At 64.5% G+C, this 12,770-nt stretch carries 13 protein-coding genes; 10 read left to right on the top strand and 3 right to left on the bottom strand.

The genetic code is table 11. The annotated features are described in order from the left end of the window. Nucleotides 1–201 precede the first annotated feature (201 nt). The gene (locus tag ACVIGA_RS19875) at nt 202–1,386 is read left to right on the top strand and encodes an ABC transporter substrate-binding protein (protein ID WP_456667666.1); all 1,185 of its coding nucleotides are present in this window, start codon (nt 202–204) and stop codon (nt 1,384–1,386) included. 34 nt (nt 1,387–1,420) lie between these two features. On the opposite strand, the gene ACVIGA_RS19870 is transcribed toward ACVIGA_RS19875, so the two are convergent. Continuing rightward, nucleotides 1,421–2,398 (bottom strand): LysR family transcriptional regulator, encoded by a 978-nt coding sequence (locus ACVIGA_RS19870; RefSeq protein WP_456667665.1) that lies wholly within the window; start codon nt 2,396–2,398, stop codon nt 1,421–1,423. A 231-nt stretch (nt 2,399–2,629) separates the two neighbouring features. Between ACVIGA_RS19870 and ACVIGA_RS19865 the strand changes: the two genes are divergently transcribed. The 9 genes from ACVIGA_RS19865 to ACVIGA_RS19825 all read left to right on the top strand — a co-directional run bounded on the left by ACVIGA_RS19865 (nt 2,630) and on the right by ACVIGA_RS19825 (nt 9,466). Next, nucleotides 2,630–3,859, top strand: coding sequence for an ABC transporter substrate-binding protein (locus tag ACVIGA_RS19865; protein WP_456667664.1), 1,230 nt, complete (start codon nt 2,630–2,632; stop codon nt 3,857–3,859). Then, complete coding sequence (locus tag ACVIGA_RS19860; protein WP_456667663.1) at nt 3,835–4,563, top strand: nitroreductase; 729 nt, start codon at nt 3,835–3,837, stop codon at nt 4,561–4,563. The genes ACVIGA_RS19865 and ACVIGA_RS19860 overlap by 25 nt, the downstream gene beginning before the upstream one ends. 14 nt (nt 4,564–4,577) lie before the next feature. Continuing rightward, a complete protein-coding gene (locus tag ACVIGA_RS19855) occupies nt 4,578–5,117 on the top strand; it encodes a 4-hydroxylaminobenzoate lyase (protein ID WP_456667662.1) in 540 nt (179 codons plus the stop codon). A 43-nt stretch (nt 5,118–5,160) separates the two neighbouring features. Next, the gene (pcaH, locus tag ACVIGA_RS19850) at nt 5,161–5,862 is read left to right on the top strand and encodes a protocatechuate 3,4-dioxygenase subunit beta (protein WP_456667661.1); all 702 of its coding nucleotides are present in this window, start codon (nt 5,161–5,163) and stop codon (nt 5,860–5,862) included. 1 nt (nt 5,863) lies between these two features. Next, nucleotides 5,864–6,460 carry a protocatechuate 3,4-dioxygenase subunit alpha gene (gene pcaG, locus ACVIGA_RS19845; RefSeq protein ID WP_456667660.1) on the top strand — a complete coding sequence of 199 codons (597 nt, stop codon included), beginning with the start codon at nt 5,864–5,866 and terminating at the stop codon, nt 6,458–6,460. A gap of 149 nt (nt 6,461–6,609) precedes the next feature. Beyond that, entirely contained in the window at nt 6,610–6,933 is a 324-nt protein-coding gene (locus tag ACVIGA_RS19840) for an ArsR/SmtB family transcription factor (protein WP_456667659.1), read from the top strand. 10 nt (nt 6,934–6,943) lie between these two features. Next, entirely contained in the window at nt 6,944–7,408 is a 465-nt protein-coding gene (locus ACVIGA_RS19835; RefSeq protein ID WP_456667658.1) for an SRPBCC domain-containing protein, read from the top strand. Between the two features lie 20 nt (nt 7,409–7,428). Beyond that, nucleotides 7,429–8,280 carry a shikimate dehydrogenase gene (locus ACVIGA_RS19830; RefSeq protein WP_456667657.1) on the top strand — a complete coding sequence of 284 codons (852 nt, stop codon included), beginning with the start codon at nt 7,429–7,431 and terminating at the stop codon, nt 8,278–8,280. 16 nt (nt 8,281–8,296) lie between these two features. Beyond that, nucleotides 8,297–9,466 carry a Gfo/Idh/MocA family protein gene (locus ACVIGA_RS19825; RefSeq protein ID WP_456667656.1) on the top strand — a complete coding sequence of 390 codons (1,170 nt, stop codon included), beginning with the start codon at nt 8,297–8,299 and terminating at the stop codon, nt 9,464–9,466. 186 nt (nt 9,467–9,652) lie between these two features. On the opposite strand, the gene ACVIGA_RS19820 is transcribed toward ACVIGA_RS19825, so the two are convergent. Next, nucleotides 9,653–10,963: an ABC transporter substrate-binding protein gene (locus ACVIGA_RS19820; RefSeq protein ID WP_420968109.1), complete on the bottom strand. Its 1,311-nt coding sequence runs from the start codon at nt 10,961–10,963 to the stop codon at nt 9,653–9,655. A 248-nt stretch (nt 10,964–11,211) separates the two neighbouring features. After that, nucleotides 11,212–12,768: a DHA2 family efflux MFS transporter permease subunit gene (locus tag ACVIGA_RS19815; protein ID WP_456667655.1), complete on the bottom strand. Its 1,557-nt coding sequence runs from the start codon at nt 12,766–12,768 to the stop codon at nt 11,212–11,214. Nucleotides 12,769–12,770 lie beyond the last annotated feature (2 nt).

Genomic DNA, 12,770 nt, shown 5'->3' with positions numbered 1-12,770 from the left:
TCCCCTCCCGGGCCAACGGCGCCGGCATCATGCGTCGCGGCAATTTATCACCGTCGAACTGACGTGTCGCCCCGCAAGTGCCTCGTCTCGCTGCAAGCCCCACGTCTCGCGCCGTAAAGCGGCCATTTGCCGCTTTACGTTCCAGTTGACATTTATCTTCCTAGGAAGAATATTCCAGGTAAGAAAACAGGGAGGAGCCTCATGCGCGGACTTCGCGCGATTGTCTTGTTAGCGGCTTTCGTGGCCGCTTGCGGCTCGGCCAGGGCGGCCGAGACCGAATTGATCCTCGGCCAGACCATGCCCTATAGCGGGCCGGCGTCGGCGCTGAGCGCGGTCGGCAAGGTGCAGACCCGCTATTTCCAGATGATCAACGATCGCGGCGGCATCAATGGTCACAAAGTCAAGCTGATCTCGCTTGATGACGGCTACAGCCCGCCGAAGGCCGTGGAGCAGACCCGTCGGCTGATCGAGAACGATGAGGCGGTCGCGATCTTCGGCAGCATGGGGACGGCGCAGAATGCGGCGGTCCAGAAATATCTCAACGCCAAGAAGATCCCCCAGCTGTTCGTGTTCGCGGCCAGCGAGCGCTTTGCCGATCCGAAGACCAGCCCCTACACCATCTCGGGGATGACGTTGTTCAGCACCGAGGCTGCGATCTACGCGCGGCTGGTGGCCGAGCACACGCCCGGCTCGCGCGTCGCCGTGCTGTACCAGAACGACGACTACGGCCGCGAGTATCTGCGCAGCTTCAAGGCCGAGCTGGCCCGGCTCGATCCCAAGGCCGAGATCGTCGCGGCCTCGCCCTACGAGGTCACGTCGCCGACGGTCGATTCGCAGGTCGTCGCGCTGGCCAGCACCAATGCCAACGTCTTTCTCAATGCGTCGACCGGCAAGTTCACCTCGCAGGCGATCCGCAAGGCGGGTGAGCTTGGCTGGCATGCGCAGCAGTTCCTGCCGATCGGCAGCAACTTCGTGCCGACCATCCTCAAGCCGGCCGGGCTCGAAAACGCCAAGGGCGCCATCTCGGCGACGCCGACCAAGTCGGTCGGTGATCCCGAATGGGCCAACGATCCCGCTTATCTGGAGTGGCTGGCTTTCATGAAGACATACTATCCCGAGGGCGATATCGAGGATCAGCTCAACTTCACCGGATGGAACGTCGCGGTCCTGATGACCAGGGTCATCGAGGCCTGCGGCGATGATCTGTCCCGGCAAAACATCATGAAGCAGGCGACCGCGCTGAAGAGCGTCGCGCTTCCGGGCCTGATCCCGGGCATCACCGTCAACAGCAGCCCGGACGATTATCGCCTGATCACCTCGCTGCGGCCGCAGCGTTTCGACGGCGAGCGCTGGGTGCCGATATCAGGCGTCATGGCCGCGCAATGAGTGCCGGCCGATGATCGTGGATCGAGCGCGGCCGCTAGCGGCCGCGCCTGAGCTCCTCGGTGGCGCGCCGGAGCACCTCGTGAAGCCATTCGTGCGACGGCTCGCCCTCGACGCGCTCGTGCCACAGTAGCCGAACCTCCACGGGGGTCGTGGTGTAGGGCAGTTCATGGGTCGTGATCGCATGCGCCTGCTCGAGCGCCCGCGCCAGCGGCCGCGGGACGATCGCCGCCAGTTCGGAATCGATAAGCAACGCGGGCAGGGCAAGGAAATGCGGCAGCGAGACCGCGATCCGTGGCGGCCGGTCGCTGTCGGCCAGCGCCCGTTCGAGCGCCGGGCGGTCGTACATCTCGGAACGTCTGGCGAGCCCGCGCTCGGAGATGAAGCCGCCGATTGCGCCCTCCTGCTCGCCGCCGAACGAGACGACGACCAGCGGCAGGGTCGCGAGCCTGGCCTTGTCGAGCCGGCCGAGCTTGCGCTTTTTGCCGACGATCAGCACGTCGTCATATTCGAACAGCAGCGCCGTGCGGAAGCGGCTCGGCGGCGACGAGAACACGCCGATGGCGACGTCGATGCGGCCGAGATCGATCTGCTCGGCAAGATCGATCCGCGTCACCGGCTTGATGGTGAGGTCGATCGCCGGCGCTTCCCGGCTCAGGATCTTCAGCAGCGGCGGCGCCAGCACCATCGTCGTGAAGTCGTTGGCGGCGAGCGTGAACGGCTTGGTCGAGAGCGCGGGCGCGAAGGTCGGCAGCTCGACCGCGGCTTCCAGCGATCGCAGCGCCTGGCGCACCTGCGGCGCCATCGTCAGCGCGCGCGCCGTCGGCTGCATGCCGGTCGCGGTGCGGACGAACAGCTCGTCATCCAGCATCTCGCGCAGCCGCGCCAGCGAGTGGCTCACGGCGGATTGGCTCAGCGCGACCTTCTGGCTGGCGCGCAGCACGCTGCGCTCCTCCATGACGGCGTCGAACACCTTGAGCAGGTTCAGGTCCAGGGTCTTGAAGGAAACGGACACGCCGAGAGTCCCGTCTGTTGCGGATCGCGCGCCTCGATCAAATTTTGCGATCGCGCGCAGTTAAGGCCAGCCGCCCGGCCGATGCAACCGATCGGATTATCGGAGAGAGCGTCGCCGCATCGCCACTGTCGGCGTTCTGAAGGCGGTTCAGGATCACCCTGCAAGACTTTCACTTCCGCAATCCAGCGTTCTGGCCAAGATTGCCGGCGCCGGGTTGGGAGGAAGCAACAGATGAATGCCTCAGTGCAATCGGACCATGGTGGCGCGTGCAAGTCGCTCGGGTTGGCGCTGGCGCTCATGATGCTCGCAGCGCCGGCGATGGCGCAGAACGGGCCGGTGAGACTCGGCGTGCTGACCGACATGTCGTCGCTCTACGCCGACAATGGCGGTCAGGGCTCGGTCGTCGCGGCGCAGATGGCGGTGGACGACTTCAAGGGCAAGGTTCTCGGTCGCCCGATCGAGATCGTCGCAGGAGATCACCAGAACAAGGCGGATATCGGTGCTGCGATCACCCGCCGATGGCTGGAGAACGAGAATGTCGAGGCGATCCTCGACGTGCCGAATTCCGCGGTGGCGCTGGCCGTGCAGGGCATCACCCGCGACAAGAAGAAGCTGTTTCTTGCCACCGGCGCCGCCACCTCCCGCCTGACCGGCGACGAGTGCTCGCCGACCGGCATCCACTGGACCTACGACACCTACGCGCTGTCGCAGGGCACGACAAAAGCGATTTCGCGGCTCGGCGCCAAATCCTGGTTCTTCGTCTCGGCCGACTATTCGCTCGGCGTGCAGCTCGAGGCCGACAGCCGCAAGGTGATCGATGCGACCGGCGGCAAGGTGGTCGGCGCCGTCAAGCATCCGATCAATACGCCCGACTTCTCCTCCTTCCTGTTGCAGGCGCAGGCCTCCAAGGCGGACGTGATCGCGCTCGCCGACGCCGGCGGCGACTTCGTCAACGCCGTGAAGCAGGCGGGGGAGTTCGGCGTGACGCGCGAGCAAAAGCTCGTCGGCCTGCTCGTCTTCATCAACGACATTCACAGTCTCGGGCTCTCGAGCGCGCAAGGCCTGATGCTCAGCTCGGCCTTCTACTGGGATCTCAACGACGAGACGCGGGCCTGGTCGAAGCGTTTCATCGAGAAGACGAAGAAGGTGCCGTCGATGATCCATGCCGGCACCTATGGCGCAGTCATGCACTACCTCAAGGCGGTCGAGGCCGCCGGCACGCTCGATGGACCGACCGTTGCAGCCAAGATGCGCGAGCTGCCCGTCAACGATTTCATCACCCGCAACGGCAAGATCCGGCAGGACGGCCGGCTGGTCCGCGACATGTATCTGTTCCGCGTCAAGTCGCCGGAGCAGTCGAAATACCAGTTCGACTACTACCAGCTGCTGGCCACGATCCCGGGGGAAGAGGCCTTCAGACCGATGGAGGACGGCGGATGTCCGCTTCTGAAGAAATCGTGATCGAGCAGGACGCAGCGTGCGAGCTTGCGCGCAATCCGATCGACGAGGTGATCGCCGGACGTCTGTCGTGCCGTGAGTTCTCCGGCAGTCCCGTCTCGCGATCGACCATCGAGCAGATCCTGCGTGTAGCGCGCTTTGCGCCGAGCGGCGCCAACATCCAGCCCTGGCATGTCTACGTGCTGGCGGGCGCAGCGAAGGCCGAAGTGTCGGCTGCGCTTCTGCACGCGTATGAGACCGAGCCGAACGAGCACGTCTCCGAATATCAATACTACGCCAGCGCGTTTCCGGAGCCGTATCTTGGTCGCCGCCAGGAGTTCGGGCGATTGTTCTATGACTCGCTCGGGATCGCACAGAGCGACATGGCGGCGCGGAGCAGGCAGACCGCGAAGAACTTTGCGTTCTTCGGTGCGCCGGTCGGATTGATCGTCACCATCGACCGTCGCCTCGCGATGGGCAGCTGGCTCGATCTCGGCATGTTCATCCAGAACGTGATGCTGGCGGCGGTCGGCCGCGGGCTGCAATCCTGTCCGCAGGAAACCTTCGCCAAGTACCACCGGATATTGCGCCCGGCCCTGTCGATCCCTGCGGAGCAGATGGTGGCCTGCGGGATCTCGATGGGACATCCCAAGCATCAGGCGAGAGCGCGGCTGATGCCGCGTGCAGATCTGGAGGCGTTCGCCTCCTTCAAGGGTTTCGAGAACTAGAACAGGAGACAGCCATGGGAAGCCGTGAGCAGCTTATCGAACGCAGCATTCCGTTTCTGCGCGAAGTCAAGGACATGACGCCGAGCGCGGCGATGGAGCGATGGCTCAACGAGACCTATGGAGAGGACAGCGCGCTCTACCAGGATCTCGCGCGCCTCATCAAAATGGGAGTCGAGGAGGGCTGGGCGGCGAACCAGGAAGTCGAAGGCCCGAACTATCGGCGCAGCCGCATCCTCGAGCCGGTCCCGGAAACCTTCCAGTTCAGCATCACCGCCGTCTACATGAACAGCACCGATCCGCGTCGCTTCAAGGACGAGGACGATCACGACGTGCTGCGCGGGCAATATCACGGCCATCCCTATGGCGAACTCAACCTCGTCGTTCCCCTCGACAAGGGCGCCGAGTTGAAGGGGTTGCAGGGCTGGCAAGGGCCGGGCTGGACCGCGCCGGATCCCGGCAGCCGGCACTATCCGGAAGTGAGGGGCGGCGCTGTCATCGCGCTGTTTTATTTGCCGGCCGGACGCATCTCGTATGACTTCAAGGCGCCGGCCTGACGTCGGGCTGGTGGCTGGCGGCGAACCCGTCTGGAGAAGACACATGACGTTGATCTATCCGGTCACTTCGAACAGCGTTCATCCCGCGCGGCTGTCTCCGGCCTACCGGAGCGCGCTCAAGCGCTCGCCGCAGAAGCCGCTGATCCCGATGCGGCACACGCTCTCCGAGCTGACCGGGCCGGTCTATGGTCACGAGACGGTGCGCGCGCACGACAATGATCTCACCATCCAGGCCAAGGGTGAGCCGCTCGGCGAGCGCATCATCGTGCATGGACACGTGCGCGACGAGGACGGCCGCGGCGTGCCCAACACGCTGGTCGAGCTGTGGCAGGCCAATGCCTGCGGCCGCTACATCCACGTCGTTGACCAGCATCCGGCGCCGCTCGATCCCAACTTCACCGGCGCCGGCCGCACGCAATCCGATGCGAGCGGCTACTACAAGTTCATCACCATCAAGCCGGGCGCCTATCCGTGGGGCAATCACCACAACGCCTGGCGGCCCGCGCATATCCACTTCTCGGTGTTCGGCCATTCCTTCGTCTCGCGTCTGGTCACGCAGATGTACTTCCCCGGCGATCCGCTGTTTCCGTTCGACCCGATCTTCAATTCGGTGACCGACGAGAAGGCACGGGCGCGGATGATCTCCTCGTTTGATCTCGACAACACCCAGCCGGAATGGGCGCTGTGCTACCGCTTCGATATCGTGCTGCGCGGCCGCAATGCCACGCCGATGGAGACCAAGTAACGTGTCACGTCCTGATGGAATCACGCCCTCGCAGACCGTCGGCCCCTACTTCAAGTACGGCCTGACGCCGAACGGCGAGTATGAATGGAACGACGCCTTCACCAACAATCTGCTCACACCTGACGTCTCGGGGGAACGCATCCGCGTCGAGGGCATCGTCTATGACGGCGACGGCGCCGTGATCCCGGACTGCATGCTGGAGATCTGGCAGGCTGACAGCCAGGGCCGTTTCTCCGATCCGCAGGATGCGCGCGCGCTGCCGAATTCCTCGTTCAAGGGCTTCGGCCGCTGCGGCACCGACAGGAGCGGCGCTTACGCCTTCGACACCATCAAGCCCGGCGTGGTGCCTGACGCCGATGGCAAGCCGCAGGCGCCGCACATCGTGCTCGCGGTGTTCGCGCGCGGCATGCTGCTGCATCTCTACACCCGGATCTATTTCGACGACGAAGCCGGCAACGCCGGCGATGCCGTGCTCGCGCTGGTGCCGGCCGATCGCCGCGCCACCTTGATCGCCAGGCGCAAGGCGGGCTCCGGCAACACCTACACGTTCGACGTCCATCTGCAGGGCGACAATGAGACCGTGTTCTTCGACGTCTAGCCGCTGACCGACCGGGCCTGGTGGCACGCAAATCCAGCATTGAAGGGACGACCCAAATCCGCTGCGCGCCCTCGTCGCAGCGGATTTTGCTTGACTATGCGCGATCAGTTATATAGCAAGTTAGTTATATAACAGATGCGAGATTAAGCATGCCCAACCTCGACGCCGCCTTTTCCGCACTCGCCGACCCGACCCGCCGGGCGATCCTGGCGCGTCTCGCTTTGGGCGAGGCGACGGTGATGGAGCTGGTCGAGCCGTTCGAGATGACCCAGCCCGCGATCTCCCGCCATCTCAAGGTGCTCGAGGGCGCCGGCCTGATCATGCGGCGCGTTGAAGGCACCAAGCGGCCGTGCCGGCTGGCGCCGACGGCGGTCGCCGAGATCGATCAATGGCTCGGTACGCTGCGGCGCGCGCTGGAAGCCAATTACGACCGGCTGGACGGAGTGCTGGCCGCCATGAAGCCTGAGAAATGAAGGGTATCCCATGAGCAAGTTGACGCTGAAGACCGAAGGCGACCGCTATATCATTGTCACCAGGCGCTTCGTCGCGCCGCCCGAGGCGGTGTATCGCGCGCATACCGAGCCGGAGCTGTTGCAGAAGTGGCTGCTCGGTCCGGAAGGCTGGACCATGCCGGTCTGCGTCAGCGAGCTCAGGCCCGGCGGCAAGATCCGCTACGAATGGACCGACGGCAAGGGCGGCGGCTTTCATCTGACCGGCGAATATGTCGAGCTCGAACCGTTCAGCCGCATCGTGCATGTCGAGCGCATGCATCTGCCGGATCCGACGCCCGACAATCGTGTCGAGACGCGGTTTGCGCCCGACGGCAGCGGCACCGTGATGACGATGCGGATGACGCTGCCGGATGCCGAGACGCGCGCGGCGATGCTTGCGACCGGCATGGAGCACGGCATGGAAGACAGCTATGCTCGGCTCGACCGCATGAGCTGAGCACACTGACGTGAGGGACAATGCGCGATCGCTTCCTGACCGGTCTGATCGGGTATCCGATCGCGCATTCGGCGGCGCCCGCGATGCATGAGCAGGCCGCAGCCGCGCTCGGCGTTCACTGTCACTACCAGCTCATCGAGGTGACGGGCGCTGGGCGCGACGATCTGCGGGTCATGTTAGAGGGCGTCAGGCGGCTCGGCTTCGCCGGCGTCAACGTCACCTTTCCCTACAAGGAGGCGGTCGTCGATCTCATCGATGACCTCACGCCGGATGCGCGCGCGATCGGCGCGGTCAACACCATCGTCGCCAGTGGCGCGCGTCTGGTCGGGCACAACACCGATGCGACGGGCTTTGCGCGTGCGATCGCACCGCTGCTTGCGTCAGCGCCGCGCGGCCCGATCGCGCTGATCGGTGCCGGCGGTGTCGGCAAGGCGATTGCGTTTGCGCTCGCCGGCCTCGGTGTCGCCGGGATCAGGATCTTCGATGCCGATGTCGCCAAGGCCGCGCAGCTTGCGGCCCAGTTGCGCGATCGCGGTGCGGTCCACGCCGGCAGCGTCGCGACCGCGGTGGAAGGGGCCGCCGGTCTCGTCAATGCAACGCCGGTCGGCATGCTGCCGAGCCGTGACACGCCGGTGCCGGATGCACTGCTGCATCCGTCGATGTGGGTCGCCGACGCCGTCTACACGCCGCTCTGGACACCGCTGCTGACCGCAGCAAAAGCCAAAGGCGCAAGCGTCCTGACCGGCCGTGATCTGGCGATCAACGCCTCGGCCGATGCATTCAAGCTGTTCACGGGATTAACCCCGTCGCGTGCCGCGATGGCAAATGCGTTCGACGCCGTGATGGCTGCGCGCTACTCTGCGCCCGCCTGAACGGCGGGAGCATTGAATGAAAAAAATCAGGATTGGTCTGGCCGGCTGCGGCTTCGTGTCGGAGCTGCATATGGTTGCCTATCGACGTGTCTATGGCGTCGATGTCGAGGTGAGGGCGGTCGCAGCGCGCGGCGATCACGTGGTCGAGTTCGCGCGCAAGCACGGAATCCCGAACGCCTGTCGCAGCTTTGCCGAGCTGGTCGCCGACCGTGAGCTCGACGTCATCGATATCTGCACGCCGCCCAACCTGCACGCCGCGATGATTGTGGAGGCGATGCAGGCCGGCAAGCACGTGATCTGCGAGAAGCCGTTCAGCGGCTATTTCGGCCGCGAGGGCGACAAGGCGCCGATCGGCAAGCATGTCCCGAAGGCGCAGATGTACCAGCGGGTGATGGAGGAGATGGAGCAGACCCGCGCCGCAATCGAGCGCAGCGGAAAACTGTTCATGTATGCCGAGGACTGGATCTACGCGCCCGCGGTGACCAAGACCGCGGAGATCATCCGCGCCACGCGCGACAAGATCCTGTTCATGAAGGGCGAGGAGAGCCATTCCGGCTCGCATGCCGCGCACGCCGCGGAATGGGCGATGACCGGCGGCGGCTCGCTGATCCGGATGGGGTGCCATCCGCTGTCGGCCGTGCTCTATCTCAAGCAGGTCGAGGCGAAAGCGCGCGGCGAGACCATCAATGTCGCGAGCGTCACTTGCGATGTCGGAAATGTCACGGCTTCGCTCAAGCCCGAGGAACGCGCCTACATCAAGGCCAATCCGGTCGATGTCGAGGATTGGGGTACGCTGACCGCGACTTTCTCCGACGGCACCAAGGCGACGGTGTTTTCCGGCGACATGATCATGGGCGGCGTGCGCAACCTGATCGAGACCTACACCTCGGGCGGCTCGCTGTTCGCCAACATCACGCCGAACACGCACCTTGTTAGCTACCAGACCTCAGATGAGAGGCTTGCCTCCGTCTACATCACCGAGAAGGTCGATCGCAAAACCGGCTGGCAGTATGTCTGCCTCGAAGAGGAATGGACCCGCGGCTACCTGCAGGAGATCCAGGATTTTATGGAATGCGTGGTGACCGGCCGGCAGCCACTCGCCGACCTCGCACTGGCGTATGAGACCACGAAGGTGAACTACGCCGGCTATTGGGCGGCGGACGAGGGGCGGCGGGTGGTGTTGTAGGGTGGCGGGAACAACGAGATTACCCGCGTATACTCACGCCAGACCCGTCATCCTGAGGAGCGCGTAGCGCGTCTCGAAGGATGCACGGCCCGGCCGGTGGCCGTCGATCCTTCGAGACGCCGCAAGTGCTGGCTCCTCAGGATGACGGGGATAGCTTTCCAGCGAGCCGCAACAAACGCGCGAACCCTACGCCCCGTACACCGATCCCTTGGGCAGCGGAAACACCGGGTCCTGGGTGCGAATATTCGTCGGCCACACCACGGTGATGCGCTCGCCGGCGTTCTGCATCACGACCGGCGTCGAGCGCTCGTTCTGGCCGGACATCGGCGTGCCCGGTGGATAGAATTTCACGCCATAGCCCTGGATGGTGCCGCCCGGCGGGATGTCGACATCGAGCGCCGCCTTGCGGATCGCCTCGGGATCGAAGCCGCCGTATTTCTCCTTGGCGACCGGCAGCACATTGTTGAGCAGGACCCAGGTCTGGTTGAAGCCCATCGAGCAGTGCGGCGGCACTTCGGTGGCGCTGGTCTTTTCGCGATAGCGCGCCACCATCACTTTGGTGAGATCGCCGACCCCCGGCGCCAGCTTGGCCGGATCGAGCAGCTGTGCGGGGACGGGGTCGATGTTGCAGAAATTGTCGATGTCGGCGCCGAACGTCGTGCGCAGCTTGTCGAGCTGGCTGTAGCCGGCGCCGGCGCCGAACAGCATCTTGAACTTCAGCCCGCTCTCGCGCGCCTGGCGCAGGAACAGCGTAATGTCGGGGTTGTAGCCGGCATGTGAGATGATGTCGGCCTTGGCGCGCTTCAATTTGGTCACCAGCACCGAGAGATCGGGCGCGGAGGCCGAATAGCCTTCCTTGAGCACGACCTGCAGCCCGGCTTCCTTCGCGAACATTTCGTCGGCGGCGGCAACGCCGACGCCATAGGGACCGTCCTCATGGATCAGCGCGACCTTGACGTCCTTTGGCTCCATGCCGAGCCTCGCCTTGGCGTGCTCGCCGAGGAAGCCGCCGAAAGCCTGGCCGTACTGGTCGGAATGGATCTGGGCGCGGAACACGTATTGCAGGTTCTTGTCCTTGAATACGGCGGTCGAGACCGCAGTCGTGATCCAGAGGATCCGCTTCTGCTGCTCGACCTTGGCGGCGAGCGGCACCGCGTGCGAGCTTGCGAACACGCCGTTGAGGATGTCGACCTTCTCCTGGTCGATCAGCCGATTGGCCTCGTTGATCGCGACATCGGGCTTGCTTTGGGAATCGACGTTGACCGGCGCGATCTTGTACTTGCCGCCAATGCCGCCCTTCTCATTGACGAGATCGATCGCGATCTGCGTGCCGATCGAGGAGGCGACCGAGCCGCCGGCGGCAAATGGGCCGGTCAGGTCGTAGATCACGCCGATCCGGACCGTTTCGGCCTGCGCCTGCGCGCGTGTCCAATCGAAGCTGAAAGCAGCGGCGGCAGCCGCTGAAGTCTTCAGCAGCGTCCTGCGTGAAGTCGGCATCGCGTCCTCCCCTGAAGCCGTCATTTGCGACGGGCATTTGCTTTTTGCGAAGTATTGGGAGGAGGCCCCGGAAAGTCAACGCGATTGCGGCTGCGGCATGTTGCGCTTTCGGAGGGGGCGTCGACGTCTCTCACCCCGTCATTCCGGGGCGTGCGAAGCACGAGCCCGGAATCCATTGATCCGCAGCGTCCGCGGCCCGATGGATTCCGGGCTCTCGCTTCGCGAGCCCCGGAATGACGAGGAGAAACCTACTCCATCACCGCGGCATGATCCGACGGCGCCGACTGCGCGCGCAGTGTGGCCTTGGTCGAGCCGATCATCAGCGCGAGCGGGATCGAGACCAGGATGAACAGCATCACCAGCTGATAGTCGTGCGAGAACGCGATGATCTGCGACTGCGCCGCCACCATCCTGTCGGCCATCGCGCGGCCGGCATCGGTGTTGAGGTTGATCATGCCCGCGACGTCGGGCATCTGCAGCGCGTGGTTGAACGGATTGATCTGTTCGGACAGTTTGGCGTAGATCCGCCGCCCGCCCTCGGTGAGCTGCGCGATCACGATCGAGATGCCGACCGAGCTCGCGACGTTGCGGAACAGCGTCAGCATCGAGGTGCCGTCGATGCGCAGCTGGTTCGGCAGCGTCAGGAACGCCACCGTCGACAGCGGCACGAACACGAGGCCGAAGCCGAAACCCTGGATCACGCTGACGATGATGATCTCTCTTGCCTGGGTCATGTCGGTCCAGCCGGTCATCTGGAACAACGACGCCGCGGTCAGTGCCAGGCCGGAGACAATCAGCGTGCGCGCCTCGATATAGCGCATCAGGCGGCCGACCAGCATCATCGCGACGAAGGTGCCGGCGCCGCGGGTCGCCAGCAACAGGCCGGCGGTGATGATCGGATAGCCGACCACGTTCTGCAGATAGGGCGAGGACAGCGCCATGGTCGAATACAGCACGAGGCCCATCACCGTCATGAACACGACACCGCCGAGGAAATTGCGGTCCTTGAAGATCGCGAACTGGATGAACGGCTTGTCGGTGGTCAGCGAATGGGTGAAGAAGAAGTAGGCGCCGACCGCCGCCACGATGAATTCGATCATGATCTCGTTGGATTCCAGCCAGCCGAGCTGCTCGCCGCGGTCGAGCCCGAGCTGCAGCGCGCCGATCGCGACCGCAAGCGCGCCGAAGCCGAACCAGTCGAAGCGCAGCGCGTGGTCCTTTCTGGTCTCGTCCATGAAGATGATGAGGCCGAGCACCGTGAACAAGCCGAACGGCAGGTTGACGAAGAACACCCAGTGCCAGGAATAGGTCTCGGTCAGCCAGGCACCGAGCGAGGGTCCCATGATCGGACCCATCATCACGCCCATGCCCCAGATCGACATCGCCTTCGCGCGCTCATGCAGCGCGTAGGAATCGAGCATCACTGCCTGCGACAGCGGCACCAGCGCCGCGCCGAACACGCCCTGCAACAGGCGGAACAGCACCATCTGGTTGATGTCCTGCGCCAGGCCGCAAAACACCGAGGCGACGGTGAAGCCGGCCGAGCAGATGATGAAGATGCGCTTGAGGCCGAAGCGGTTGGCGATCCAGCCCACCGGCGCGGTCATGATCGCGGCCGCGACGATGTAGGAGGTCAGCACCCAGTTGATCTGGTCCTGCGAGGCCGACAGCGAGCCCTGCATATAGGGCAGCGCGACGTTGGCGATCGTGGTGTCGAGCGCCTGCATGATCGTCGCGGTCATCGCGCAGATCGTCACCATGTTCCGGCGCATGCCGGGCACGGCGGATGGTGACGGTGCATTCATCG

This window comes from Bradyrhizobium sp. USDA 3240 (genome assembly GCF_054063295.1).
The sequence above is the reverse complement of the archived record's forward strand: the minus strand, read 5'-3'. Positions and strand labels throughout refer to the sequence as shown.